We start from the raw sequence: 24,258 nt of genomic DNA on the forward strand, positions 1-24,258 counted from the left end.
CCGCACCCCGGAACCCGGGGTGCGGGGCCTCCCGCAAACGAGGTGTTGGCCAGCGCGACGTCAGTCGCGCGCCTCCGCGTCGGACGCCTTCGCCGTGCGCAGGTCCGCCATGAACCGGTCCACGATCCCGCTCTCGCGCGCGAAGTCCTCGACCGGCTCGCCGACGACCTTGCCCGCCAGCTCCGTCGCCAGCACGCCGACCTGCTCGCGCAGCTCCGCCTCCGCGACCGCACGCTCCGCGTCGATCACCGCGTGGCCCGCGGCGATGATCTCCTCGCGCTGGCGCTGGCCCTCGGCCCGCAGCTCCGCGATGATCGCGTTGCCCTGCTCGAGCGACTCCTGGCGCAGCCGGGCGGCCTCGTGCCGCGCCTCGGCCAGCAGGGCCTGGTACTCCTCGTGCACCCGCGCCGCCTCGGCACGGGTCTCCTCGGCCTCCTCGAAGCGGCCGTCGGTGGCCTGCTCGCGCTCGGCGAGGACCTTGTTGATCCGGGGCAGGACCACCTTCGCCATCAGGGCGAAGACGATGAAGAAGCACACCAGCCCGAGGACGAGCGGTGCGGGCTCGGGCTTGAGGGGTCCGACGTCGAGAGCAAAGTTCATGGCCATGGGAGCAGATTAGTCGAAGTCGCGGCCCGGCTCCGCAGCCGCACCCCACTGGCCGCGGCCGTGCGGGCTTAAAGGGCGCCCTTACCACCATCGGGCGAACCAGCTCCCACCAGGGGGTTACCGGGCGTGCGCGCTCGGTAGCTTGAGGCAGTTCGTGCAGGCCCGGGCCGGTGCCCGGGCCTGCCCTGCGCCATCAGCCAACCCAAAAAGGGGCAAGTCCACCATGCCTGCGCCCGCCGCCGACCATTCCCCCGCAGCGCTCGCGGGCGGCGCCCAAGGAACTCGCGCCCTGCGCCCCCTCGTCGACACCGCCCTGCACGCCCTGGCCCGCGGGGCCACCGCCCGCGGCGGCCCGCTCCCGGCCGGCGGCCCCCCGGCCGTCGACGCCCGCATCACCGCCGCCGCCACCCCCGTCCTCCCCGAGCACGGCACCGGACCGCATGAAGCCCTGCGCACCCTCGTCCAGGCGCTCGCCGAGGGGGCGGCCGACCCCGCCGACCCGCACTGCGCCGCCCATCTGCACGGTCCCGCCCTCGCCGTCGCGGCCGCCGCGGACCTCGCCGCCTGCGCCCTCAACCCCTCGCTCGACTCCTGGGACCAGGCCCCCTCCGCGACCGCGCTGGAGGCCCTGACCACCCGCGCCCTCGCCGCCCTCGCCTACCCCCGGCGCCCCGCCCCCGACGCCCTCGTCACCACCGGCGGCACCGAGTCCAACCAACTCGCCCTGCTCCTCGCCCGGGAGAACGCCCGCACCTGCGCCCACCGCCCGCTGCACGTGGTCTGCGGGGCCAACGCCCACCACAGCATCCCCCGTGCCGCCTGGCTCCTCGGCCTCCCCGCGCCCCACACCCTCCCCACCCCCACCGGCACCCTCGACCCCACGGACCTCGACAAGGCCCTCGGCGAGCACCACACCGACGCCCCCCGGCTCGTGGTGGCCACCGCGGGCACCACCGACGCCGGCCTCATCGACCCGCTGCCCCGCATCGCCGACGTCTGCGCCGCCCGCGGCGTCCCCTTCCACATCGACGCCTCCTACGGCGGGCCGCTGCTCTTCAGCGACACCCTCCGCCCCGCCCTCGCCGGCCTCGACCGCGCCGACAGCATCAGCCTCGACCTGCACAAGCTCGGCTGGCAGCCGATCGCCGCGGGCCTGCTCGCCGTCCCCGGCACCGAGGCCCTGGCCCCCCTCGGCCACCAGGCCGACTACCTCAACGCCCACGACGACATCGCCGCGGGCCACCCCGACCTCCTCCACCGCTCCCTGCGCACCACCCGCCGCCCCGACATCCTCAAGATCGCCGTCACCCTCCGCGCCCTCGGCCGCACCGGGCTCGGCGAACTCATCGAGCGCGTCTGCACACTCGCCCACCGCCTCGCCGATCTCATCGACGCCCACCCCTCCTTCGTCCTCCACTCCCGCCCCACGCTCAGCACCGTCCTCTTCCGCCCCGCGAACTCCGACGACCGCACCACCGGCAGCCTCCGCCGCCGCCTGCTCCACCACGGCCACGCCGTCCTCGGCCGTGCCACCACCCCCGAAGGCCTCTGGCTCAAGGCGACCCTCCTCAACCCCCACACCCGCACCGACGACCTCCGCAACCTCCTGGAACTCGTGGAAGGCCACACCACCGGATGACCACCCCGCAGCCCGCCCCCTCGGCGGCCGACCAGCCCCTGGACCTCGCCGGCATCGGCATCGGCCCGTTCAACCTGTCGCTCGCGGCCCTCGCCCACCCGCTGCCGGACCTCCGCGCGGCCTTCTACGACCAGAACACCGCCTTCCAGTGGCACCCCGGCCTGCTCATCGAGGGCACGACCGTGCAGGTCCCCTTCCTCGCCGACCTCGTCACCCTCGCCGACCCCACCAGCCCCTGGAGCTTTCTCAACTATCTGAGGACCCGCGAGCGCCTCTACCCCTTCTACTTCGCCGAGCGCCAGCACATCCAGCGCGCGGAGTACGACGCCTACTGCCGCTGGGTCAGCGAGAACCTCGACACCCTCCACTTCGACCACCAGATCGACGCGGTCCGCTGGAACCCCGAGCGCGTCCTCTTCGAGATCGACTACACCCAGCTCGACCGCGAGGGCGAGGCCGAGGCCCTCGGCCGCGCCTACACCCGCAGCCTCGTCCTCGGCGTCGGCACCGCCCCGTACGTCCCCGAGCCGCTGCGCCCGCTGGCCGAGGCCCCCGCCGTCCCCGTCATCCACTCCGCCGACTACCTGGCCCACCGCGAACGGCTGCTCGCCGCCGAGCACATCACCGTCATCGGCTCGGGCCAGTCCGGCGCCGAGATCTTCCTCGACCTGCTGCGCCAGCGCCCCGCCGGGCGCGAGAAGCTCCACTGGATCGCCCGCACCCCCGCCTTCGCGCCCATGGAGTACAGCAAGCTCGGGCTCGAACACTTCACGCCCGACTACACCCATTACTTCCGCGCGCTCCCCGAGGGCGTACGCGACCAGCTCCTGCCCCAGCAGTGGCAGCTCCACAAGGGCATCGCGCCCGACACGATCACGGCCATCCACGACGAGCTGTACCGCCGCAGCCTGCACGGCGGCTGGCCCGATGCCACGCTCACCCCGGGAGTCTTCGTCCGCACCGCCGGACGCGTCGGCACCACCCGTGTCGAACTGCACCTGGAACACACCCAGCAGAACGCCCGCTCGCGCCTCACCACCGACGCCGTCGTCCTCGCCACCGGCTACCGCGAGCGCCGCGTCGAGACCCTGCTCGCCGCCCTCGACCCCTATATCCGCCGCGACTCCAGCGGCCGCCCCCGCATCGACGAGCACCACCGTCTCGTCCTCGACCCGCTCGTCAAGGGCGCCATCCACGTCCAGAACGCCGAGATCCACACCCATGGCGTCGGCGCCCCCGACCTCGGCCTCGCCGCCTGGCGCAGCGCGACCATCCTCAACGCCGTCACCGGAAAGGCCGCCTACCCCCTCCCGGACCGCACCGCCTTCACCACCTTCGGCCTGGAGCCGCGACCCGTGCCGCGGCCCCAGCACCCGGCGTCAGAAGACCGGAACGCCATCCCGCGTCAGCTTCCAGTCCACTGAGCCGAACCGGCTCACGTCGATCGCCCCCTGCGTCTTCACCCAGTTGATGATCGTGTTGCGGATCTCCTCCGAATTCGCCCACAGCTGCCTGGCCTTCGCCACGTGCGGGAAGTTCCCGCCGCCGCTGGCCCGGTAGTTGTTCACCGCCAGCACGAACCGGGCCGCATCGTCCAGCGGCTTCCCGTCGAACGACAGCTTCGCGATCCGCTCGCCCGGAGCCTTCGCAATGTCGATCTCGTACGAGAGGCCGCTGAGGACGTCGTAATTGAAGTCCGGAATCGACTCGGCGTTCGTCAGCTTCGCCGGGTCGACGGGAGCGCCGGCCGCGGTCCGCGCGTAGTAGTGCGCCGAGAACTCCAGGTACGCCCGCAGCTGCGCACCCGTCATCAGGCGCGCCTCCAGCGTGTTCTCGAACGGGTAGAGCCCGGCCGCCTCCCGGATCGTCACCTTCCCCGCCGGCATCGCGGCCGTCCGCGAGAAGCACGACGCCTGCGACAGCACCGGCAGCGCGGCGTACTGCGTGCCGGCCAGCGCCGCCTTCACCGTCTCGACCTGCACGTGGTTGATGAGCTTGATGATGGGCGTGTCCTTGTACGGGGCCTCCGCCGCGCTCATCGCCGCCGACGACGTGCCGATCACCTGGTTCACGTACGTCACCACCTTGCGGTGCTGACCGGTGAGGAGGTCGGTGATCTTCTTGTCCTCGGCCACCGTGTTGGAGTTCAGCACCTTCGCCGACGCCGACTCCACGTGCCAGCCGCCCCGCTCCCACACCAGGGCGAAGTCGAACACCGTCAGCCGCTGGCCCCACTTCAGCGGCTCGGACAGCACCACCTGCTTGCCCGTGGCCTTGTTCGTCACCCGGAGCTCGGGAATCTCCACGTGCGCATGGCCCACCAGCACCGCATCGATCCCCGGCACCTTCTCGGCCACCAGCGCCGCCGAGTTCTCGACGTACGGCAGCTGGTCGCCGTACGACGAGGTGCCGCTCGCCCCCGCGTGGGCGGCCACGATCACCACGTCCGCGCCCATCGACCGCAGCTTCGGCACCCACTTCGCGGCCTGTTCCTCCAGGCCCGGGAAAAGCATCTTGCCCTGCACATTGGCCTTGTCCCAGATCGCGATCCCCGGATTCGTCAGGCCCAGAATCGCCACCCGCACATCACGGCCGTGCGGCGTGTGCACCCGCTTGATCACATACGGCCGGAACGCGGGCTTCATCGTCTTCGCGTCCAGTGCATTCGCCGCCAGCAGCGGAAAACGGCACTGCTCCTCGAACTTCCGCAGCACCGGAATGCCGTAATTGAACTCGTGATTGCCGACGGCCGCGGCGTCGTAGCCGATCGCATTCATCGCCGCCGCCATCGGGTGCACCGGACCGTGCGCCCGCGTGATCGGCTCCACCCGGGCGTAGTAGTACGACAGCTGGGTGCCCTGAATCGTGTCGCCCGCGTCGATGAGCAGGGTGTTGCGGCGCCCCTTCTCCTTGCGCACCCGGTCCACCAGCGTCGAAATCTTCGCCAGGCCCACGTCGTTGTTCGCCTTGTCCTGGAACCGGGCGTCGGTGAAGTAGTCCCAGTCGAAGACATTGCCGTGCAGGTCCGTGGTGCCCATCACGGTCAGCGCAAAGCGCTTCTTCCTGCCCCCGGACCGGTCCGGGCCGGCCTCCGCGGCCACGGCCGCGGGAGCGCCCAGCCCTCCCGCGAGCGCCACCCCCGCCCCGGTTGCAGCGGTACGCCCCAGAAAGTCCCTGCGGTCGATCGGCATACGTTCTCCCCATCCCTATCAGCACAACATGCCTACAACGCGCGTAGATTCTGACCGAGCAACCCGTCCTGCAACACCCTCGCCAGGTTGCCATCGGATAACTCCCCGGCCACCCTTGCCCGCATGACCGAACACACGATCCCCGCAGGCCAGGCCCACCTCCCGTACGGCACCCCCGACGCCCCCCGCATCGCCGTCCGCGGCGAGGCCCGCCTGGAGGTCGACCCCGAGATCGCCCGCATCGGCATCTGCATCAACGCTCGCGGCACCGACCGCCGCGCCGCCCTCGACGACCTGACCCGCCGCAACCAGTACGTCATCGACCTGGTCCGCGGCTACGGCAGCGAGGTCGAGCAGCTGGAGACCGGCTCCTTCACCATCACCCCTCAGCTCACCGAGCGCGGCCGGCACGAACGCGTCCGCGCCTATCACGGCACCGTCCACCTCACGGCGGTCCTCAACGACTTCACCGCCCTGGGCGAACTCGCCACGCGCCTCGCCGACCTCGACCTCACCCGCGTCGACGGACCCTGGTGGGCCCTCCGCCCCCACTCGCCGGCATACCGCGAGGCCCGGCAGCAGGCGGTCCGCGAAGCCGTCCAGCGCGCCCGCGAATACGCCGCGGCCCTCGGCGCGGAACTCACCGCCGTCGTCGAAATCGCCGATGCCGGTGCGGAAAACGCCGTCCAGCCCGGGCTGCCCCCCGCCCCCGGTGGAGTGATGCGCGCGGCCTACGGCGGAGCCGCTCCGGCACCCGCTCCCGCACTCGACCTCGAACCGCAGCGCCAGACCGTTTACGCCCACGTCAACGCGCGCTTTACGATGACCCGCCCGGTTCTCTGAGAACCCCCTGGAAGTGCTCATCAGAGCGGCACCCCGCACGTTTCACAAGTTGTCAACAAGCTTTTACATAACGGACGTTGGGGAGTTGCGGTGCGCCAATTCTCTACCCACTGGTAGGCCCTAAGGTCGTGCCATGCGCCGAGCGAAAATCGTCTGCACCCTGGGGCCTGCCACCGACTCGTACGAGCAGATCAAGGCCCTCGTCGAAGCCGGCATGGATGTCGCCCGCTTCAATCTCAGTCACGGCACCTACGCCGAGCACGAGGCGCGGTACCAGCGAGTACGCAAGGCGGCCGAGGAAACCGGCCGCAACGTCGGCATCCTCGCGGACCTTCAAGGCCCGAAGATCCGCCTGGGCCGCTTCCGCGAGGGCCCCGTACTCCTTGAACGCGGTGACGAATTCACCATCACCGTCGAGGAGATCGAGGGCGACCGGCACCGGTGCGGCACCACCTACGAGGGCCTCGCCGGGGACGTCACCAAGGGCGAGCGCATCCTCGTCGACGACGGCCGCGTCACCCTGGAGGTCACCGAGGTCGACGGTCCGCGGGTGAAGACCATGGTCATCGAGGGCGGCATGGTCTCCGACCACAAGGGCCTCAACCTGCCCGGCGTCGCCGTCTCCGTCCCCGCGCTCTCGGAGAAGGACATCGAGGACCTCCGCTGGGCCCTGCGCAGCGGCATCGACATCATCGCCCTCTCCTTCGTGCGCACCGCCCACGACATCGACCACGTGCACCGCGTGATGGACGAGGAGGGCCGCCGCGCCTTCGTCATCGCCAAGATCGAGAAGCCGCAGGCGGTCCACAATCTGGAGAGCATCGTCGCCGCCTTCGACGGTCTGATGGTCGCCCGTGGCGACCTGGGTGTCGAAATGCCCCTGGAATCGGTCCCGATCGTGCAGAAGCGGGCCATCAAGCTGGCGAAGCGGAACGCCAAGCCGGTGATCGTCGCCACGCAGATGCTCGACTCGATGATCGAATCCTCGCGCCCTACACGGGCGGAGGCCTCGGACGTCGCCAATGCGGTGATCGACGGCACGGACGCCGTCATGCTCTCGGGTGAGACGAGCGTGGGGAAGTACCCCGTCGAAACGGTGAAGACGATGGGCCGCATCGTGCGCGCGGCCGAGGAGGACGTCCTGGCGAAGGGCCTTCCCCCGCTGACCGAGCGCAGCAAACCCCGCACCCAGGGCGGTGCGGTGGCCCGCGCGGCCGCCGAGATGGGCGACTTCCTGGGCGCCAAGTTCCTGGTCGCCTTCACTCAATCCGGTGATACGGTGCGCCGGCTCTCGCGGTACCGGTCGCCGATCCCGCTGCTGGCGTTCACGCCGGAGCCGGCGACGCGGTCGCAGCTGAATCTGACGTGGGGAGTGGAGACGTTCCTGGGCCCGATGGTCCAGACGACGGACGAGATGGTCGAGCAGGTGGACGAGTACCTGCTGCGGATCGGCCGTTGCCGCAAGGGCGACATGGTCATCATCACGGCGGGCTCCCCGCCGGGCATGGCCGGAACCACCAACCTGGTGCGGGTGCATCACATCGGGGAGGACGATGCTCCGGCGACGACAGGGGCCGGTGGGGTCTGACGGCACCGCGTCAAGTTTTGTTCGTTGGTGCCTGCAGGTTTCGGCCACGCCCGGCCGGTCCCATGGGCCTCACACGTGTCCGGCCGTTCGGGGGAGCGGGGCGCATCGGCGCTGTGCAAGGGCGCACTGCGATGCACGCGCGGGCGCACTCTCCCCGCGCCGTGTGCCCGGCGAACGCCCGTCACGATGGCCGGAGTTGACGCTTATTCTCCCTCTGGACAGGTGCACACTGGATATACGCGTTCGAGGCACCGCCTCCGACGGCATCCCCTGGCCCGGCTCTGGGATCCACGCGTGCTGATCGGTTCAGGAGGGGTCTCTTGGTCACGGTCCTGCTGTGCGCGCACAACCTGCTGATCCGCACGGGCCTGCGGAAGGTCCTGGAGGACGACGCGTACATTCACGTGGCGGCGGAGACGGGGAGCGCCGACGAGGCCATCGAGCTCGCGCGTCGGCATCAACCGGACGTGGTGTTCGTCGAGTTGGACATGCCCCGCGGCGAAGGCCTGCGGATCGGGCGCATGCTGACCGGCACCGGGGACCGCCCGGCCGGAGTGGTGTTCATCGCGCAGTCCTTCGACTCGACCACTGCACTGCGGGGACTGCTCGCCGGGGCCCGCGCGTTCCTGGCGAAGAGCGACACCCCCCGTCAACTGGTGGCCGCGGTCCATGCGGTGGCAGGCGGGTACACCGTGCTGCCGTCGGCGGTCACCGCCGCGCTGGAGCCCTGGGCGATGCTCTCGACGGCCTTCGCGGCCCCGGGGTCCGCGGACGTCTTCGGCCTGCTGACGGACCGGGAACTGGAAGTGCTCCGGCTCATGGCCACCGGGATGTCCAACGCCGAGATCGCCGAGTTCCTGTCGCTCGGCGAGGCCACCGTGAAGTCGCACGTGTCGCGGCTGCTCTCCAAACTGGGCCTGCGCAACCGGTCCCAGGCGGTGGCCAGGGCCTACGGCACGGGGCTGATGGGCGTCCCCGCCCGGGCCGCCCAGTAGCCGGGCTGCCCGGCCGCACGGATCACGCGGTCGTCACGACGTCCAGGACGGCGAGACTGCCCGGCGCGATCTCCCGCAGGGACATGCGGAACAGCGCTATGCGGTCGGCGGTGTCGACGAAGAGCAGCATCAGCGGACGGTCCTGCGCGAGCCGCAGCCCCCGCCGCCGGCGCAGGGTCCGGGTCTCGCCGAAGCCCGCGACGCAGGGCAGCACGGTCGCGCCGCGCAGACCGTGCTGCCGGGCGTGCCGGACGATCTCGACGTACAGCGGGGAGTGCCCGACCGTGTCGGTGGTCCTCACGAACACCGTCAGACGATGCATGGTGGCCCCCCGCGGGGTGTCGTCGGATCGTTCGGGCGCGCCCTTCCGCCGCCCGGACCGGATCACTGCCTCAGTAGCGGTAGTGGTCGGGCTTGAAGGGGCCGTCGGGCGATATGCCGATGTAGTCGGCCTGTTGCTGCGTGAGCCGGGTCAGGTGGACGTTGAGCGCCTCCAGGTGCAGCCGGGCGACCTTCTCGTCGAGGTGCTTGGGCAGCCGGTGCACTCCGACGGGGTACTCCTGGGAGCGGGCGAAGAGTTCGAGCTGGGCGATGACCTGGTTGGCGAAGCTCGTCGACATGACGAAGCTGGGATGCCCGGTGGCGTTGCCGAGGTTGAGCAGCCGCCCCTCGCTCAGCACGATCACCGCGTGGCCGTCGGGGAACTCCCACAGGTCCACCTGGGGCTTCACGGTCACCCGCCGGACCCCCGGGAACGCCTCCAGGCCCGCCATGTCGATCTCGTTGTCGAAGTGCCCGATGTTGCCCACGACGGTCTGGTGCTTCATGCGGGCCATGTGCTCGGCCTTGACGATGTCCCGGTTGCCCGTGGCGGTCACGACGATGTCCGCCGTGGGGAGCATCTCCTCCAGGGTGGCGACGGAGTAGCCGTCCATGGCGGCCTGGAGCGCACAGATGGGGTCGACCTCGGTCACCGTCACCTTCGCCCCCTGGCCGCGCAGTGCTTCTGCACAGCCCTTGCCCACGTCCCCGTAGCCGCACACCACGACGGTCTTCCCGCCGATCAGCACATCCGTGCCCCGCTTGATGCCGTCGATGAGCGAGTGCCGGCAGCCGTAGCGGTTGTCGAACTTCGACTTGGTCACGGAGTCGTTGACGTTGATCGCGGGGAAGAGCAGATGACCCGAGCGGTGCATGTCGTACAGCCGCAGCACGCCCGTCGTCGTCTCCTCGGACACGCCCCGGACGCCCTGGGCGACGGTGGTCCAGCGCCGGGCGTCCTCGGCCAGGCTGCGCCGCAGGAGTTCCAGGATCACGGCCTCGTCCCGCGAGGCGGCCGAGGCTGCCGGCGGGACCGTGCCCGCCTTCTCGTACTCCACGCCCTTGTGGACCAGGAGCGTGGCGTCGCCGCCGTCGTCCACGATCAGGTGGGGCCCGCCCTCCGGCCAGGTCAGCGCCCGCTCGGTGCACCACCAGTACTCCTCCAGGGACTCGCCCTTCCAGGCGAACACCGGTACCCCGCGCGGCTCCCGGTCCGTTCCGTGCGGTCCGGCGACGACCGCGGCGGCCGCGTGGTCCTGCGTGGAGAAGATGTTGCAACTCGCCCAGCGCACCTGCGCCCCGAGCGCCACCAGCGTCTCGATCAGCACCGCGGTCTGCACGGTCATGTGCAGGGAGCCGGTGATCCGGGCGCCCTGCAGGGGCTGTGCGGCGGCGTACTCCTCCCGCAGGGCCATCAGGCCCGGCATTTCGTGCTCCGCCATGCCGATCTCGCGGCGGCCGAAGTCCGCCAGCGACAGGTCGGCCACCTTGAAGTCGGACACCACCGGCATCGGTTCCGGGGAAACAGCCGCCACCGCACACTCCCATCATCGGGTCGCGTCACAGGGATTCCGGAGGAAGTGTCGCTGTATTCACCGGCGGCATCATCCCCCTGACTGCTGAATTCCGGGATCCCTCCGGAGGGGGAGTTTCCAGCCGCTTCCGACTTCCGGTTGAGACCGCAGGGTTGAGGAGCGGAGCGCGGTGGTTGAACTCTGTTGGCTGCATGGACGGTTCGCCGTCGTCGGCGGTATCAAGTAATTCGGTGGCCGGGGGAGCCGTCGCGGAGGGGAGCGTGCGAATGTCTCTGAGTGTCGGCCAGGTTGCGCAGGTACTGATTGCGCTGATCCTGCTGGTGATCGTCGCGCACAGCACCGCGTACGCATTCAAGGCGCTGAAACAGCCGCCGGTCATCGGCGAGATTGTCGGCGGGCTGCTCCTGGGGCCGACGGTGCTCGGGTACTTCTGGCCGGGACTCCAGGAGGACCTCGTTCCGTCCAAGGGGCCCGCCGCCTCGGCGCTGGGGGTCGTGTACGAGCTGGGGCTCCTGCTCCTCGTCTATCTGACCGGTACGGAACTGCACGGCCGGGCCACCCGGGAGGAACGCCGGACGATCACGTTCGTCGCGCTCTCCGGCCTGTTGGTGCCGTTCGCCGTCGGGCTCGCGGTCGCCCAGGCCTTCGGCGTCGAGAAGCTGTCGGGCCCCCACGGGTCCCGGACCACGCTGGTGCTGGTGTTCGGCCTCGCCATCGCCCTCACGAGCATCCCGGTGATCTCCCGGATCATGCTGGACCTCGGCGTGCTGCGGACGCGGTTCGCGCGCATCATCCTGACCGTGGCGGTGATGGAGGACGTCGTCCTGTACGTCGTGCTCGCCATCGTGATGGGAATTGCCGGCGCCTCTTCCGGTGACGCGTACGGAATCGGGACGTTGCTGAAGGGTGAATCGCTCGGCTGGCAGGCGTGCTACTTCACCGTGGCGCCGGTCGTGTTCCTCCTGTTCCTCGTCCGTTACGGCCGGAGGCTGTTCGCCGCCCTCTCCGGAATGCGCTGGAACCTGCTGGCGCAGCGCAGTCCCACGGCTTTCCTGATGATTTTCGTGTTCGCGCTCTGCCTGGCCTGCAGCGGCCTGGGGATCGATCCGATATTCGGTGCCCTCACGGCGGGGATGTGCGAGGCGGGTGCGGCCCGCGGCGACCAGGCGCGGGAGACGCTCCGCACCATCTCGCTCGCCTTCTTCATCCCCGTGTATTTCGCGATCGTCGGGCTGAAGCTGGACCTGATCCACCATTTCGACGTCGTGTTCTTCCTGTGGTTCCTCGGCCTCGCCTGCGTGGTCAAGTTCACCAGCGTGTGGATCGGCGCCCGGCTGGCCGGGCAGGACCGCACCGCGTCGACCGACATCGCCGCGGCGATGAACGCCCGGGGCGGGCCCGGCATCGTGCTCGCCTCCACGACCTTCGGGGCCGGCATCATCGGCGAGGGCTTCTTCAGCTCCCTCGTGGTCCTGTCCATCGTCACCTCCCAGATGGCAGGGATCTGGTTGGCCAGGGCGGTGGACCGGGGCGGACCGCTGCTGGCCCGGTTCCCGGAGGAGCCCGTGCGGGCGGACACCCGGGCGGGTGCCAGAGACGACGACCGGCAGGAGGCTGCCAGCACATGACACGGGGCCCGGAACGCACGACCACGGCAACGCTCGTGAAATCGGCGGACGTCGGCATCGCCATCGTGGACGAGAACGTCATCTTCCGTGCAGGGCTCGTGCACTTCCTGTCCGCGGAGGACGCGTTCACGGTGGTGATGCAGGCGGCGACGGTGCAGGAGGCGGCGGAAGCCGTCGGGGCGCTGCAGCCGGAGGTGGTGCTCGTGGGCGTCGACCGCGTCACGGCCGACGTCCCCGAGGACCTGACGACGCTGCGCGCGGCCGCGCCGCTGGCGCGCGTCGTCGTCCTCCTGGCCCAGGAGGACCCCCTCGCCGTCAAGCGCCTGCTCACGGCCGGGGTCCAGGCGGCCATCCCCCGGCAGGCGTCCCCCCAGGAGCTTGCAGGAACGATTCGCGGCATCGTCCACGGCGCCGACCGCATCGTGCTGTCGGTGGCTCGCAGCACCCTGGCCTGCCTGCGGGGGCAGGGGGACCCGCAACTCACGGCGCGGGAACGGGAGATCGTGGCCCTCGTCGCCCGGGGGCTGCGCAACTCCCAGATAGCCCGCCACCTGGTCATCACCGAGGGAACGGTGAAGCGCCACCTCTCCAACGCCTACGCGAAGCTGGACGCCTCCTGCCGCACCGAGGCGGTCCGCAAGGCGGTGGAACGCGGCATGATCCCGCCGGTGGTGTCCGTCATGGCCCCGCCGGAGGGCTACGAGGCCGCCGGATAGGTCATGACGAGCACGGCGTCCACCCCGGGGCGCAGGGCCTCGTAGAAGTGCTCCACGTCCGCCGAGAACGTCACGAAGTCCCCCTCGTCCAGGTCCACCGGGGCGTCCACCGGGCCCACCCGGAGCGCTCCGCGCAGCACGACGATGCGCTCGACCGTCCCCTTGCCGTGGGCGGGGCTGTCGATGCGCCGGCCGGTCCGGGCGATGCGCACCCGCCAGATCTCGCTGAGCCCTCCCGCGCCGATCCGCTCCAGCAGCTCCTGCTTGCTCTTCTCCGGCTCGGCGGTGCCCCGCCGGAGCACGGGGGTCTGCGGCACCACGTCGACCAGGAGGTCGCCCAGGGGCAGGCGCAGGGCGACGGCGATGGCCGAGATCGTCTCGATCGTCGGGTTGCCCCGCCCGGACTCGATGCCGGACAGGGTCGCCCGGCTGACGCCGGACAGGCGCGACAGCTCCGCGAGCGACAGCTCGCGGAAGGCCCGCAGACGGCGCACCTGTGCGCCCACCGTCGCTCCCACGCCCGGTGCCGTGTCCGTCGTCGTTCGCTGACCGCCCATGCCGCAGTTCTCTCCCGTGCGCCCCGTACTCCAGGGACAGAGCGTACGGGTTGCAGCGCCCCGTAAGGGGCGCGGGGAACTGCGCGACAAGCCCCCACCGGCCCGCAGCCGACGCGCTACCCCAGGGGTCCGGGGCGAAGCCCCGAGTACTTCGACTGCGGGAGCGTCGGGGCTGGTCGCGCAGTTCCCCGCGCCCCTGACGGGGCGCCGGTCAGCGGCGCCGCACGGCCCGGCGGGCCAAGCGCTCCACCAGGTCCCGGCACTCCTCGTACCCGGTGGCCCAGAAGACCAGGCCGTGCCGGCGGACGTACATCACCTGGCTCTTGGCGGCCCCTTCCGTGACGGCCTCGGCCAGCGAGACGCTCCCGTACTCCTGCGGGGGCAGGACCAGGACGTCCCCTTCCTCCTCCAGCTCCCGGTCGATGATGCAGTGGTTGTGCACGATGTACGCGGCGCCGGTCCTCTCGCGCAGCAGGTGGTGCATATAGGCCTCGGCGGACGGGGGGCCGTCGCCCCGGCACCGGAGCGTCCAGCCGTCCCGGCCGGTGATCTCCGTGAAGTCGGCCGGTGCGAGGTCCTTGATGTAGACGCCGCTGGCCGTGACGAAGTGCCGGTTGTCCGCGTCCGTACAGCTGATGTTGCCCGCCGAGTCGATCTGGTGCGGGAAGCCGCCGGCCAGCACGCCGAGGGCGTGGGCCTGTTCGAAGAGGCTCCCGGGCGGGCGGGCGGCGGCCGGGGCGAGGCGCACGCCGATCCAGCGCGGACGGGCGGCGGGCTCCGCCGCCGGAGGGGCGGACAGCGTCACGGACTCCCGGGCGGGGGCGGCGTCGTCCGTGCCGGTGTAGAGGATCTCCCGGTGCCGTCCCACGAGTTCGACGATCCTCGGGCGGATGCGCTCCGGCTCCTCCTCGCCCAGGATCAGGGGCGCCAGCAGGCCGGCGACCTCGGTGAGGGCGGCCCGGTCCAGCCCCCTCCGGGTCACCTCCTGCACGCCGAACCTCAAGGTGTCCCGGTGGTTGAAGGCGACGACCCGGTTGGCCGAGATGTTCGCCCGCACCAGCCGGTCGAGCACCGCGGGGCCGCTGCCCACCGAGCGGGTGTCGACGAAGAACATGTGGTTGGCCGTGAAGCCGCGGTCCGCGGCGAGGACCGGCACACCGCGGGCGTACAACTCCTCTGCGAGGAAACGGGCGTTGGCCACGACGCGTGCCGCGTAGGCACGCCCGTCGTACCACATCTCGTGCAGGGCGACGAAGAGCGCGATGGTGGGGGCGGTGTGCTGGCTGCTCACCATGCCGGACGAGAGGGTGTAGCCGACGTTCTCCATCAGGGTGCGGTCGGTGCCGAGGACGATGCCCTTCTGCGGGCCGAAGAGCGTCTTGTGGGTGTTGGCCTGGAGGATGTCGGCGCCTTCGTGCAGCGGGTCCTGGAACTGCCCGCCCGCGATCAGCCCGAGGGTGTGGGACGCGTCGAACACCAGCGGGGCGCCGCCCGCGATCTCCTTGAGGTCCGCCAGGGGGAACGGGAAGAGGTAGTTCATCGCGTCCACGTAGAGGAGGGAGGGGCGCTCCCGCTCGATGACCTCACGTGTCCGGTCGATGTCCACGGACATGTTCTCGTCGTAGACGTAGGTGCAGCTGCGCCGGCCGAACGACCGGCAGATCAGTTCCGTCAGGAAGTGGCCGCCGTCCTTGGTGGCCACGCGCATGACCGTGTCCCCCGGCTCCGAGAGCGCGGCGAAGGTCGTCTGCATGGCGTGCAGCCCCGAAAGGCAGCGGAACTCGGCGTACTTGCTGCCGAAGAGCCGGTGGCAGACGCCGGTCGCCGACTGCTCGATCGTGCTGATCCGGTCGAGACCGCGCAGCAGGAGGTTGTTCAGGCGCGCCGGTGACGACTCCCTCATGTCCAGGTGCTCCAGGAGGTACCGCTCGGAGAGCGGGCTCGACAGCACCTGCTGGGCCAGCGGCGACAACACGGTCTCGTTCGCGGTCAGATGGAGGACCTCCGACTGCTCCTTCTCCTCGGCCGCCACGAGCTCGCGGATGGCCTGTATCGACAACGGCGTGCCGGTAACGGCTTCGGGTGGCACGGCTGCTGGCTCCTTCCGTCATCGGGCCCTTGGTCAAGGGCGGAAATGCGGCGCCGGGCCGGCCGCCGACCGGATACGGATCGGCGGCCGGCCCGGCGCACCGGTCGTCAGCGTGCTTCCACGCGGACCTTCAGACCGGCCTTCAGGTTGTAGGGGTAGGCGAGACTGGCGGCGTTGCGGGCCAGGGACAGGTACCCGCGGCTGTTGAGGTAGAAGGCGATGTTGCCGATCGCCCCGGCGTCCGCGAAGGTCGGGGTGAGGGGGGCCTCGAACGGCAGGACGTCGTCGAGGATGATCCGCAGGTGCTTCCCGTGGCCGATGCCGGCCTTCTCCAGGTCCACGCGGTGGATGTTGGTCCAGATGTTGCCGAAGGGGTGGTCGATCGCGGTGACGACGCCGGAGAGCGCCTCCCCGGAGATCTCGACCGAGGGCCGGTGGAAGCGGACGATCTCGCTGTCGTCGAGGCGGCGGCCCACCTCCGCCAGGGGGAAGCCGGCGGCGAGGTGGGCGGAGGGGATGGCCACCATCTCGCGGCTGTAGAAGGTCGGTTCCGGGGCCGCGGGGATGACCTTGGTGGACGTGACCTCGTAGGCCTCGATGTATCCGTGCTCTTCGAGCACGGTGGTCAGCAGGCCGTTGTTGGGCGCGATGTAGATGTACGAGCCGTCGGCCCGCTCGAAGCCGTCGCCGGAGCCGGCCCACTGGCCGCGGGCGCCGCCCTTGGCGGCCTGCCGGATCCGCACGGCCACGGAGCGGGTCGTGGTGCCGGTCGCGGGATAGGTGGTGGTGGCGAACACCGTGCCCTCGGGGAAGAAGCGGGGGAGGTCGACGATGTAGCGCGCACCCTCCTCGACGTCCCACGGCGTCATGGAGTGGCAGACGTCCACCACCGTGACGCCGGGGCAGATGCTGTGCATGAGGCCCTTGCACTGGGCCACCGAGTCGTCCGTGGTGCCGAGGTCGCTCATGAAGGCGATGATGGGGCGCTGAGAGCCGTTTGCAGCCACGCGAACTCCTTCTGCCTGTGATCACCCGGATTGCTGTGTCAACGAAGCTAGGCAGGAAGCGCAGCGATCTGAAGGGAACGGAGGTTCCGTATCTCTCTGCATCCAAAGCTGTAGCGGAACCCGCCCCCCTTTGCGTCATGCAACTGCCCTGCGGGCGCTGCTAGGTTGCGGGCCCACAACCATGCCAGCTGGAGGGTTCTGTCATGCGAGAATCGGGCGGCGCGGCCTTCTACTCGGCCGACCTCGGCATCATCGGCGGCAGCGGGCTCTATGCCTTCGACGGCCTGCAGGACGTGACGGAGGCCGAACTCAGGACTCCGTACGGCGACCCCAGCGGGCCGCTGGTCCTGGGCACGGCCGGGAACCGCCGCATCGCCTTCCTGCCGCGCCACGGGCGCGGCCACCGCATCGCCCCGTCGCAGGTCCCGGCGCGGGCCAACGTCTACGCGCTGAAGTCCCTCGGCGTCCGCGAAGTGATCAGCGTCAGCGCCGTGGGCAGCCTGCGCGGCGACTACGCCCCGGGCGACATGGTCGTCCTCGACCAGCTCTTCGACCGGACCGCGGGGCTGCGGCCCGCCTCGTTCTTCGGGGACGGGATGGTGGCCCACGTGTCGATGGCGGACCCGTACTGCGGCCGGCTGCGCCCCGTCCTCGAACAGGTGGCGGCCGAGGAGCATCCCACGGTCCACGGGTCCGGGACGTACTGCTGCATCGAAGGGCCCCAGTTCTCCACCCGGGCCGAGTCCGAGGTGTACCGCTCGTGGGGGATGGACGTCATCGGCATGACGGCGCTGCCGGAGGCGAAACTCGCCCGTGAGGCTGAACTCTGCTACACCGGGCTCGCCCTCGTGACGGACTACGACTGCTGGCACCCGGGCCACGCGTCGGTGGACGCCCAGGGGGTCGCGGAGATCATGGAGGCCAACGTGGCCGCAGCCCGCAGGGTCGTCATGCGGTTCGCCGAGTCGTCGAAGCCCGCCCCCTGCGTGTGCCAGCGGGCTCTGGACAAAGCCATTATGACGGACAGTCAGATCATTCGGGGAGGTCCGGGGAACACGGTGCCCACGCTCCTGCGCGACCGGATCGCGCCGGTGGTGTGAGCCCGCCCGTGTCCCGCCGGAGCCGCGGGCGCGGACGGTATGGTGCTCCGCAGGCCGGTCGGCACCGACGGGCCGCCCCCGGCGGGAGCGTCAACTCGGCGCCCTTCCCGCCCTGTTCCCAGCGCCGCTTCGGGCGGCTGAGAGGTGTCCGGTGGAAACCACGGAGAGCACGGAAGTCACGAAGAACATGTACGAGAAGCTGGTGGAGCTGCTCGACCGGCACGGTGCGGAGTACCGGCTGATCGACCACGAGCCGGAGGGGCGCACCGAGATCGTCAGCCCCATGCGGGGCAACGACGTCGCCGATGCCGCCAAGTGCATCGTCGTCATGATCAAGTTGGGCAAGAAGGTCACCAAGTACGTGCTGGCCGTCGTGCCCGGCGACGCACGCGTCGACCTCAACGGCATCAAGCAGCTGCTCGGCGGCACGTACGTGTCGTTCGCGAACACCGAGGCCGCGGAGCGCCTGGCGGGCAGTGTGGCGGGAACGATCCTGCCCTTCACCTTCCACCCGGACCTGGAGCTGATCGTCGACCCGTCGCTGGTGGAGAAGGAGGAGATCTTCTTCAATGCCGCGCGCCTCGACCGGTCCATGGCCCTCCGGGTCAAGGACTACGTCGCCATCACCTCCCCGCGGCTGGAGCGCATCGCGGCGCCGGCGAACTGAGGCCCCCGTCCGGCCGTGGCCGCCGGACGCCCTACCGCTGCCCATGGTGTTCGGTATAATAGATACTCCTGTCACTCTGCTGGACACCGTGGGGAGCGCGCTCACCTGCCTGTCCGGGCCGGGAGAGCCGTATGCCCTTACCCGCTCCCTCCCGCGGAGCCGCGCACGAGCACCGCCGTTCCCTCCTGATGTCCGACGCCTCCGTGCTGCTGGTGGCCGTGATCTGGGGATCCAGCTACGTCGTCATGCAGGACGTGGGCGAGTCCGTCTCCGCGGCGAGCTTCCTCTCCCTGCGGTTCCTGACGGCGCTGCCCGCCATCGCCCTGATCGCCGCCCCGACCCTGCGCAGGATCACCCGGTCCGAACTGCTGTCGGGCGCGTTCTTCGGCACGCTGCTCTTCGGGATCCTCATCCTGGAGACGGTCGGCGTGAAGCACACCTCGGCGGCCAACTCCGGCTTTCTCATCACCGTTTCGGTCGTCCTCATCCCCGTGCTCGAACGGGTCATCAGCCGCCGCCGGCAGTCCGTCATGGTGTACGCGGCCACGGTCACGGCGCTGGTCGGCTGCGGTCTGCTGGTGCTGCAGGGCGGGCTGCACCCGCAGTCGGGCGACCTCATCATCCTCGGGGCGGCACTGATCCGCGCCACCCAGATCACGCTGTTCGGCCGGCGCAGCGGCGCGAGTGCCGCCCAGTCGCTCTCCAACCTGACGCTCGTCGAGTTCGTCGTCGTCACTCTTCTCGCAGGCGCCGCCTCCTGTTTCACCCCGGAACCGGTCTGGCAGGCCGCCGGCGCGGTCAGCGGCCAGAACTGGCTGCTCATCGCCTACCTCGGGGTGCTCGGCACGTCGTACGCCTTCTTCATCCAGCTGCGCGCGGCCCGCACGTCGAGCTCGACGAGGGTGGGGCTGATCCTGGCCACCGAGCCGCTCTTCGCGGCGGTGTTCGCCGTGCTGACGGCCGGTGAGGGCATCGGGCCGGCGCAGGGCATCGGCGGCGGCCTCATCGTCCTCGCCGCAACGGTCGGCCGGCACTTCGAGGGGCGGGTCGCGGCGAGCCCGCCGACGCACGAGGAGGAGCCGGCCCCGGCGGACCGTGCAACGGCCGCCTGATCAGCCGTCGCCGTCGCCGGCGATACGGAAGGCGTGCACCTCGTCCAGGACGACCAGGCAGTCGGCCAACAGGTGTTCGGCACCGGCCAGGAAGGAGCGGAGGCGGTCCTCGACGTCGATGATCGTGATCACCAGCGGCAGATCGTCGCTGAACGACAACAGCCGGTCGGTGTGCAGGGCGGACGGTCTTCCGAAGCCCTCGGTGCCCCGCGAGAGCGTCGCTCCGGCGAGTCCGCGCTGCTGCGCCCTGCGGATGATCTCGTCGTGCAGCGGCCGTCCCTGCCAGGTGTCCCCCTCCGAGAGGAACACGGTCGCCCGGATCGCCGGACCGTTCAGACTCATCCCGCGGCTCCGGCTGCTCGATGCCTTGTCACGGTGCGTAGTGATGGTGCGTGTGAACGGACTCTGTGTGCCGGGTGCGGGATTCGAACCCGCAAGCCCTCTCGGGCAGATGTGTTTGAGACATCCGTGTATGCCATTCCACCAACCCGGCCGGGGCAGCCCGGACAGCTTACCTTGTGGGGGTCTGCGGCGTCGCGCAGGTAGGCTCATACGGCATCACCTGTACTGACGAGGAGTCCCGTGAGCGCCGCCGAGCCCCAGCCGCCCGTCGACGACGAGCCGCAGCACACCCCTCCCCAGACGACCCGTGTCGTCATCGCCGAGGACGAGGCCCTCATCCGGCTCGACCTCAAGGAGATGCTCGAGGAAGAGGGCTACTCCGTCGTCGGTGAGGCGGGCGACGGCGAGACCGCCGTTGCGCTCGCCCGGGAGCACCGGCCCGACCTGGTCATCATGGACGTGAAGATGCCCGTCCTCGACGGGATCTCCGCCGCGGAGCGGATCGCCGCCGAGTCCATCGCGCCGGTCCTCATGCTGACCGCCTTCTCGCAGCGTGACCTGGTCGAGCGGGCCCGCGACGCGGGCGCCATGGCCTACCTGGTCAAGCCGTTCAGCAAGAGCGACGTCGTCCCGGCCATCGAGATGGCCGTCTCCCGCTTCACCGAGCTCAAGGCACTGGAACAGGAGGTCGCCGACCTCTCCCAGCGGCTGGAGACGCGCAAGCTGGTGGACCGCGCGAAGAGCGTGCTGCAGACGCAGTACGGGCTGACGGAGCCGGCCGCGTTCCGCTGGATCCAGAAGACGTCGATGGACCGCCGTCTGTCGATGCAGCAGGTCGCCGAGGCGGTCATCCAGGACGCCGCGGAGAAGAAGGCCGCCAAGGAGCAGTAGTGCGCTTCGGCGTGCACGAAGGGCCCGTGTCCGGGTGCCGGACGCGGGCCCTTCGCGTTCAACCCTTCGCGTTCAGTCCTCGCCCAGATACGCCTTGCGGACCTTCTCGTTGTGGAGGAGTTCCGCCCCCGTGCCGGACAGCACGATCCTGCCGGTCTCCATGACGTGGCCCTGGTCGGCCAGGGACAGCGCGGCCTGGGCGTTCTGCTCGACGAGCAGGATGGTGGTGCCGCCGGCCCTGAGCCGGGCGATGGTCTCCATGATCTTCTGCATCATGATCGGGGAGAGGCCCATCGAGGGCTCGTCGAGCATGAGCAGCCTGGGACGGGACATCAGGGCCCGGCCCATGGCGAGCATCTGCTGCTCCCCGCCGGAGAGGGTGCCGGCGGCCTGCCCGGCGCGTTCCCCGAGGATCGGGAAGAGCTCGTAGACGTGCCGGACGTCCTGGGCGATCCCCTCCTTGTCCTTCCTGAGGAACGCTCCCAGCTGGAGGTTCTCGGCGATGGTGAGGCGGGGGAAGACGTGGCGGCCCTCGGGGGAGTGGGCGAGGCCGAGGGCGACGATGTCGTGGGCCGGGACGCCGGCCAGCGGGCGGCCGGCGAAGCGGATGCTGCCGCCGCGGGGCGCGAGCAGTCCGGAGAGGGTGCGCAGGGTCGTCGTCTTGCCTGCGCCGTTGGTGCCGATGAGGGTGACGATCCGGCCTTCCTCGACGGTGAAGCCGATGCCCTTGACGGCTTCGATCTTTCCGTAGGCGACGCGGAGGCCGGTGACCTCCAGGAGGGGTGCGGTCATCGTCCCTGTCCCTCCGGTTCGGCCGCGGCCTCCTCAGCCGCCTCCACTTCGGCGACTTCCTCCTGTCCGGGTGCTCCTTCGAACGGCGTGCCCAGATAGGCCGCGACGACGCGCTCGTCCCGCTGCACCGCCTCCGTCGTCCCCTCGACGAGCTTCTCGCCCTGCACGAGGACGGTGACGCGGTCGCAGAGGTTGAAGATGAAGCGCATGTCGTGCTCGATGACGAGGACGGCGGTGCCCCGGTCGCGGATGGCGAAGACGAGTTCCTCGGTGGCGCGGGTCTCCTGGGGGTTCATCCCGGCGGTGGGCTCGTCGAGCAGGAGCAGGCCGGGTTCGCTGGCGAGGGCCCGGGCGATCTCCAGGCGGCGCTGTTCGCCGTAGGGAAGGTTGCGGGCGAGGTGGCCGGCCTTGGCGGCGAGGCCGGTGAAGGCGAGGAGTTCGGCGGCGCGTTGGGCGGAGGCGGCCTCGGCGCGGTGGAAGGCGGGTCCGCGGACGAGGGCGGAGAGGAGGCCTTCCCTGGTGCGGGTGTGGCGGCCGACGAGGACGTTTTCGAGGACGGTCATGTTGGCGAAGAGGCGGATGTTCTGGAAGGTACGGGCGATGCCGGCCCGGGTGACGAGGTGGGGCTTGGACGGCAGGGTGCGCCCCCGGTAGGTGACGGTGCCTTCGGTGGGGGTGTAGAGGCCGGTGAGGCAGTTGAAGAGGGTGGTCTTTCCGGCTCCGTTGGGGCCGATGAGCCCGACGATCTGGCCGGGATGGACGGTGAGGCCGACGGAGCGTACGGCGGTGAGTCCGCCGAAACGCATGGTGACGCCGGTGGCGGCGAGCAGCGGGGTGCCGGTCATGGTGGTCATGCCTCCGCCTTGACTGCGGTGTCCTCGTGGAATTCGAGCTGTTGCCGCCGGTTGGGGATGATCCCTTCGGGGCGGAAGCGCATGAGGAGGATGAGGGCGGCTCCGAAGGCCAGGAGCTGGTAGTCCTGGAGGAACTGGAGCTTGGCCGGGATGAGATAGAGCAGGGCCGCGCCGAGGAGGGGGCCGGTGATGGTGCCCATGCCGCCGAGGATGACGGCGGCGAGCAGGAAGGCGGAGTTGGGCGGCACGGGCCCGGCGAAGACGTACTGCTCGGGCACGACGGTGTGTGCGACGTGGGCCTGCACGGTGCCGGCGAGTCCGGCGAGGGTGGCGCCGAGGGCGAAGGCGAGGAGCTTGAGGCGGAAGGCGTTGACGCCCATGGCGCCGGCCGCCGTCTCGTCCTCGCGGATGGCGACCCAGGCGCGCCCGATACGGGAGTTGCCGGCGCGGCTGAAGACGAGGACGACGATGACGGTGAACAGCAGCATCAGGAGGTAGTAGTTGGCGAAGGGACTGAGGGTGATGCCGCCGACGGAATGCTTGTCGCCGAAGCTGTAGCCGAAGATCTCCAGGTCGGGGATGTTGGGGATGCCGTTGGGGCCGTTGGTGACCGAAGGACCGGAGTGGCCGTCGAGGTTGTTGACGGCGAGGCGGAAGATCTCGCCGAACCCGAGGGTGACGATGGCCAGATAGTCGCCGCGCAGGCGGAGCGTGGGGGCGCCGATGACGACGCCGAAGACGAGGGAGGCCGCGGCGCCGGTGAGCACGGCCGCCCAGAACGGGAAGCGGACGTGCAGGGTGGAGGCGGTGGAGCCGGAGACGAGGGCGGCGGTGTAGGCGCCGACGCCGAGGAAGGCGACATAGCCGAGGTCGAGGAGTCCGGCGAGGCCGACGACGACGTTGAGGCCGAGCGCGACGGTGGAGAAGATCAGGATGTTGACGATGATGAGGGTGTATTCGTCGGTGGCCTGGGTGAGGGGGAAGAGGGCGGCGGCGACGAAGGCGGCGGTGACGGTGACGTTGCGGTGCCGCGCGGTGAGGCTTGCGAGCCGCGCGGTGAGGCCGGACCGGTGGAGCGCGGCGGCGCAGAAGCCGGTGAGGAACAGGAATCCGGCGAAGAGCTCGCCGTAGCCGGTGCCGATGCCGTAGGTGAGGACGGCGAGGGACACACCGAACGCGGCGGCGATGAGCAGGATTTCGGCCCAGCCGGGGAGCGGCCGTGCGGGGGGCAGGGGACGGCCGGTGCGGCCGGGGCGCAGGGTGCGCAGGACGCCGCGGACGGCGGCGAAGCGGCCCTTGGCGACGTCGGTGGTGGTCGTACCGCGGTCGAGGGGGAGGGCGAGGGCGCCGGTGAGGGTGAGCAGGGCCGCTGCGCCGGCCACCCAGCCGCCGGGTTCGAGGTTGGCGAGGCCGCCGAGTTGCACAGTGATGGCGATGAGGGTGTACCAGGTCGTGGCGAAGGTCCCGGCCGCGGTGTAGGCGGTGGCGCCGTGGCCGCCGGCGGGGTCGATCCAGCGGAGTCCCCTGGTGCCCCAGGCGGCCAGGAGGTGGACGAGGGTGAGCAGGGCGCCGGTGAGGGTGAGGAGTTGGAGTCCGCCGGGGTAGCCGGTGACGGTGAGGTTGCCTGGGAAGGCGTCGGTCCAGGTCCAGGAGAGGAACGTGGAGAGGACGGTGAGTGCGGCGCCGGTGGCGGTGAGGATGCGGGCGGTGATGAGGGGGAGCGGGATGATGGGAGCGGTCTCGACACCGCTGTGCTGCTGAGGGTTCTGCTGCGAGGTCATGGGT

Annotated in this window: 22 protein-coding genes and 1 tRNA gene; 11 read left to right on the top strand and 12 right to left on the bottom strand. The window is 70.5% G+C overall.

Going from position 1 to position 24,258, the window contains the following annotated elements:
* Positions 1–60 precede the first annotated feature (60 nt).
* Complete coding sequence (locus ACWD4B_RS17900) at positions 61–606, bottom strand: F0F1 ATP synthase subunit B (protein WP_451421616.1); 546 nt, start codon at positions 604–606, stop codon at positions 61–63.
* 223 nt (positions 607–829) lie between these two features.
* Between ACWD4B_RS17900 and ACWD4B_RS17905 the strand changes: the two genes are divergently transcribed.
* A complete protein-coding gene (locus ACWD4B_RS17905) occupies positions 830–2,245 on the top strand; it encodes an aminotransferase class V-fold PLP-dependent enzyme (RefSeq protein ID WP_336412489.1) in 1,416 nt (471 codons plus the stop codon).
* On the top strand, positions 2,242–3,669 hold the full coding sequence (locus ACWD4B_RS17910; protein ID WP_451421617.1) for a lysine N(6)-hydroxylase/L-ornithine N(5)-oxygenase family protein: 1,428 nt from the start codon (positions 2,242–2,244) through the stop codon (positions 3,667–3,669). The genes ACWD4B_RS17905 and ACWD4B_RS17910 overlap by 4 nt, the downstream gene beginning before the upstream one ends.
* On the opposite strand, the gene ACWD4B_RS17915 is transcribed toward ACWD4B_RS17910, so the two are convergent.
* Positions 3,625–5,436 (bottom strand): bifunctional metallophosphatase/5'-nucleotidase, encoded by a 1,812-nt coding sequence (locus ACWD4B_RS17915; protein WP_451421618.1) that lies wholly within the window; start codon positions 5,434–5,436, stop codon positions 3,625–3,627. The two genes, ACWD4B_RS17910 and ACWD4B_RS17915, sit on opposite strands and share 45 nt — an antisense overlap.
* Positions 5,437–5,559: 123 nt before the next feature.
* Here ACWD4B_RS17915 and ACWD4B_RS17920 point away from each other — a divergent pair, with 123 nt between their 5' ends.
* The 3 genes from ACWD4B_RS17920 to ACWD4B_RS17930 all read left to right on the top strand — a co-directional run bounded on the left by ACWD4B_RS17920 (position 5,560) and on the right by ACWD4B_RS17930 (position 8,862).
* Positions 5,560–6,279: an SIMPL domain-containing protein gene (locus ACWD4B_RS17920; protein ID WP_451421619.1), complete on the top strand. Its 720-nt coding sequence runs from the start codon at positions 5,560–5,562 to the stop codon at positions 6,277–6,279.
* 133 nt (positions 6,280–6,412) lie between these two features.
* The gene (gene pyk / locus ACWD4B_RS17925; protein WP_451421620.1) at positions 6,413–7,867 is read left to right on the top strand and encodes a pyruvate kinase; all 1,455 of its coding nucleotides are present in this window, start codon (positions 6,413–6,415) and stop codon (positions 7,865–7,867) included.
* Positions 7,868–8,187: 320 nt separating this feature from the next.
* The gene (locus ACWD4B_RS17930) at positions 8,188–8,862 is read left to right on the top strand and encodes a LuxR C-terminal-related transcriptional regulator (protein ID WP_451421621.1); all 675 of its coding nucleotides are present in this window, start codon (positions 8,188–8,190) and stop codon (positions 8,860–8,862) included.
* A gap of 22 nt (positions 8,863–8,884) precedes the next feature.
* On the opposite strand, the gene ACWD4B_RS17935 is transcribed toward ACWD4B_RS17930, so the two are convergent.
* Both ACWD4B_RS17935 and ahcY read right to left on the bottom strand, forming a co-directional pair.
* Complete coding sequence (locus ACWD4B_RS17935; RefSeq protein ID WP_451421622.1) at positions 8,885–9,169, bottom strand: DUF190 domain-containing protein; 285 nt, start codon at positions 9,167–9,169, stop codon at positions 8,885–8,887.
* Between the two features lie 85 nt (positions 9,170–9,254).
* Positions 9,255–10,694: an adenosylhomocysteinase gene (gene ahcY / locus ACWD4B_RS17940; protein ID WP_451421652.1), complete on the bottom strand. Its 1,440-nt coding sequence runs from the start codon at positions 10,692–10,694 to the stop codon at positions 9,255–9,257.
* A 215-nt stretch (positions 10,695–10,909) separates the two neighbouring features.
* Between ahcY and ACWD4B_RS17945 the strand changes: the two genes are divergently transcribed.
* Both ACWD4B_RS17945 and ACWD4B_RS17950 read left to right on the top strand, forming a co-directional pair.
* Complete coding sequence (locus ACWD4B_RS17945; protein ID WP_451421623.1) at positions 10,910–12,346, top strand: cation:proton antiporter; 1,437 nt, start codon at positions 10,910–10,912, stop codon at positions 12,344–12,346.
* On the top strand, positions 12,343–13,062 hold the full coding sequence (locus tag ACWD4B_RS17950) for a response regulator transcription factor (protein WP_451421624.1): 720 nt from the start codon (positions 12,343–12,345) through the stop codon (positions 13,060–13,062). Before ACWD4B_RS17945 ends, ACWD4B_RS17950 begins: the two co-directional genes overlap by 4 nt.
* Here the strand turns inward: ACWD4B_RS17950 and ACWD4B_RS17955 are convergent.
* The 3 genes from ACWD4B_RS17955 to ACWD4B_RS17965 all read right to left on the bottom strand — a co-directional run bounded on the left by ACWD4B_RS17955 (position 13,044) and on the right by ACWD4B_RS17965 (position 16,715).
* The gene (locus ACWD4B_RS17955; RefSeq protein ID WP_451421625.1) at positions 13,044–13,619 is read right to left on the bottom strand and encodes a helix-turn-helix domain-containing protein; all 576 of its coding nucleotides are present in this window, start codon (positions 13,617–13,619) and stop codon (positions 13,044–13,046) included. The two genes, ACWD4B_RS17950 and ACWD4B_RS17955, sit on opposite strands and share 19 nt — an antisense overlap.
* Before the next feature lie 211 nt (positions 13,620–13,830).
* The gene (locus ACWD4B_RS17960) at positions 13,831–15,708 is read right to left on the bottom strand and encodes a fluorothreonine transaldolase (protein ID WP_451421626.1); all 1,878 of its coding nucleotides are present in this window, start codon (positions 15,706–15,708) and stop codon (positions 13,831–13,833) included.
* A gap of 107 nt (positions 15,709–15,815) precedes the next feature.
* Positions 15,816–16,715 carry an adenosyl-fluoride synthase gene (locus ACWD4B_RS17965; protein ID WP_336412478.1) on the bottom strand — a complete coding sequence of 300 codons (900 nt, stop codon included), beginning with the start codon at positions 16,713–16,715 and terminating at the stop codon, positions 15,816–15,818.
* 203 nt (positions 16,716–16,918) lie between these two features.
* Here ACWD4B_RS17965 and mtnP point away from each other — a divergent pair, with 203 nt between their 5' ends.
* The 3 genes from mtnP to ACWD4B_RS17980 all read left to right on the top strand — a co-directional run bounded on the left by mtnP (position 16,919) and on the right by ACWD4B_RS17980 (position 19,594).
* Positions 16,919–17,815 carry an S-methyl-5'-thioadenosine phosphorylase gene (gene mtnP, locus ACWD4B_RS17970; RefSeq protein WP_451421627.1) on the top strand — a complete coding sequence of 299 codons (897 nt, stop codon included), beginning with the start codon at positions 16,919–16,921 and terminating at the stop codon, positions 17,813–17,815.
* Between the two features lie 187 nt (positions 17,816–18,002).
* Positions 18,003–18,482, top strand: a complete 480-nt coding sequence (locus tag ACWD4B_RS17975; RefSeq protein WP_336412664.1) for a YbaK/EbsC family protein — start codon at positions 18,003–18,005, stop codon at positions 18,480–18,482.
* 131 nt (positions 18,483–18,613) lie between these two features.
* Positions 18,614–19,594: a DMT family transporter gene (locus tag ACWD4B_RS17980; RefSeq protein WP_451421628.1), complete on the top strand. Its 981-nt coding sequence runs from the start codon at positions 18,614–18,616 to the stop codon at positions 19,592–19,594.
* Here ACWD4B_RS17980 and ACWD4B_RS17985 read toward each other — a convergent pair whose 3' ends face one another.
* The gene (locus tag ACWD4B_RS17985; protein ID WP_336412475.1) at positions 19,595–19,936 is read right to left on the bottom strand and encodes a DUF190 domain-containing protein; all 342 of its coding nucleotides are present in this window, start codon (positions 19,934–19,936) and stop codon (positions 19,595–19,597) included.
* 68 nt (positions 19,937–20,004) lie between these two features.
* Positions 20,005–20,087 (bottom strand) — tRNA-Leu (locus tag ACWD4B_RS17990).
* 89 nt (positions 20,088–20,176) lie between these two features.
* Here ACWD4B_RS17990 and ACWD4B_RS17995 point away from each other — a divergent pair.
* Positions 20,177–20,827, top strand: a complete 651-nt coding sequence (locus ACWD4B_RS17995) for an ANTAR domain-containing response regulator (RefSeq protein WP_390777526.1) — start codon at positions 20,177–20,179, stop codon at positions 20,825–20,827.
* Positions 20,828–20,899: 72 nt separating this feature from the next.
* Here ACWD4B_RS17995 and ACWD4B_RS18000 read toward each other — a convergent pair whose 3' ends face one another.
* The 3 genes from ACWD4B_RS18000 to ACWD4B_RS18010 are packed head-to-tail and all read right to left on the bottom strand — an operon-like array spanning position 20,900 to position 24,254.
* Positions 20,900–21,619 carry an ABC transporter ATP-binding protein gene (locus ACWD4B_RS18000; RefSeq protein WP_451421629.1) on the bottom strand — a complete coding sequence of 240 codons (720 nt, stop codon included), beginning with the start codon at positions 21,617–21,619 and terminating at the stop codon, positions 20,900–20,902.
* Positions 21,616–22,473: an ABC transporter ATP-binding protein gene (locus ACWD4B_RS18005; RefSeq protein WP_451421630.1), complete on the bottom strand. Its 858-nt coding sequence runs from the start codon at positions 22,471–22,473 to the stop codon at positions 21,616–21,618. Before ACWD4B_RS18005 ends, ACWD4B_RS18000 begins: the two co-directional genes overlap by 4 nt.
* Positions 22,470–24,254 (bottom strand): branched-chain amino acid ABC transporter permease, encoded by a 1,785-nt coding sequence (locus ACWD4B_RS18010; RefSeq protein WP_451421653.1) that lies wholly within the window; start codon positions 24,252–24,254, stop codon positions 22,470–22,472. Before ACWD4B_RS18010 ends, ACWD4B_RS18005 begins: the two co-directional genes overlap by 4 nt.
* Between the last annotated feature and the right edge of the window lie 4 nt (positions 24,255–24,258).

Source organism: Streptomyces sp. NPDC002536, from assembly GCF_053594995.1.

Excerpts from the sequence above, each read along its gene's own strand:
- ACWD4B_RS17900 (WP_451421616.1), bottom strand. The coding sequence starts at position 606 with ATGGCCATGAACTTTGCTCTCGACGTCGGACCCCTCAAGCCCGAGCCC.
- ACWD4B_RS17905 (WP_336412489.1), top strand. The coding sequence starts at position 830 with ATGCCTGCGCCCGCCGCCGACCATTCCCCCGCAGCGCTCGCGGGCGGC.
- ACWD4B_RS17910 (WP_451421617.1), top strand. The coding sequence starts at position 2,242 with ATGACCACCCCGCAGCCCGCCCCCTCGGCGGCCGACCAGCCCCTGGAC.
- ACWD4B_RS17915 (WP_451421618.1), bottom strand. The coding sequence starts at position 5,436 with ATGCCGATCGACCGCAGGGACTTTCTGGGGCGTACCGCTGCAACCGGG.
- ACWD4B_RS17920 (WP_451421619.1), top strand. The coding sequence starts at position 5,560 with ATGACCGAACACACGATCCCCGCAGGCCAGGCCCACCTCCCGTACGGC.
- pyk (WP_451421620.1), top strand. The coding sequence starts at position 6,413 with ATGCGCCGAGCGAAAATCGTCTGCACCCTGGGGCCTGCCACCGACTCG.
- ahcY (WP_451421652.1), bottom strand. The coding sequence starts at position 10,694 with ATGCCGGTGGTGTCCGACTTCAAGGTGGCCGACCTGTCGCTGGCGGAC.
- ACWD4B_RS17945 (WP_451421623.1), top strand. The coding sequence starts at position 10,910 with ATGGACGGTTCGCCGTCGTCGGCGGTATCAAGTAATTCGGTGGCCGGG.
- ACWD4B_RS17950 (WP_451421624.1), top strand. The coding sequence starts at position 12,343 with ATGACACGGGGCCCGGAACGCACGACCACGGCAACGCTCGTGAAATCG.
- ACWD4B_RS17955 (WP_451421625.1), bottom strand. The coding sequence starts at position 13,619 with ATGGGCGGTCAGCGAACGACGACGGACACGGCACCGGGCGTGGGAGCG.
- mtnP (WP_451421627.1), top strand. The coding sequence starts at position 16,919 with ATGCGAGAATCGGGCGGCGCGGCCTTCTACTCGGCCGACCTCGGCATC.
- ACWD4B_RS17975 (WP_336412664.1), top strand. The coding sequence starts at position 18,003 with ATGTACGAGAAGCTGGTGGAGCTGCTCGACCGGCACGGTGCGGAGTAC.
- ACWD4B_RS17980 (WP_451421628.1), top strand. The coding sequence starts at position 18,614 with ATGCCCTTACCCGCTCCCTCCCGCGGAGCCGCGCACGAGCACCGCCGT.
- ACWD4B_RS17985 (WP_336412475.1), bottom strand. The coding sequence starts at position 19,936 with ATGAGTCTGAACGGTCCGGCGATCCGGGCGACCGTGTTCCTCTCGGAG.
- ACWD4B_RS18000 (WP_451421629.1), bottom strand. The coding sequence starts at position 21,619 with ATGACCGCACCCCTCCTGGAGGTCACCGGCCTCCGCGTCGCCTACGGA.
- ACWD4B_RS18005 (WP_451421630.1), bottom strand. The coding sequence starts at position 22,473 with ATGACCACCATGACCGGCACCCCGCTGCTCGCCGCCACCGGCGTCACC.
- ACWD4B_RS18010 (WP_451421653.1), bottom strand. The coding sequence starts at position 24,254 with ATGACCTCGCAGCAGAACCCTCAGCAGCACAGCGGTGTCGAGACCGCT.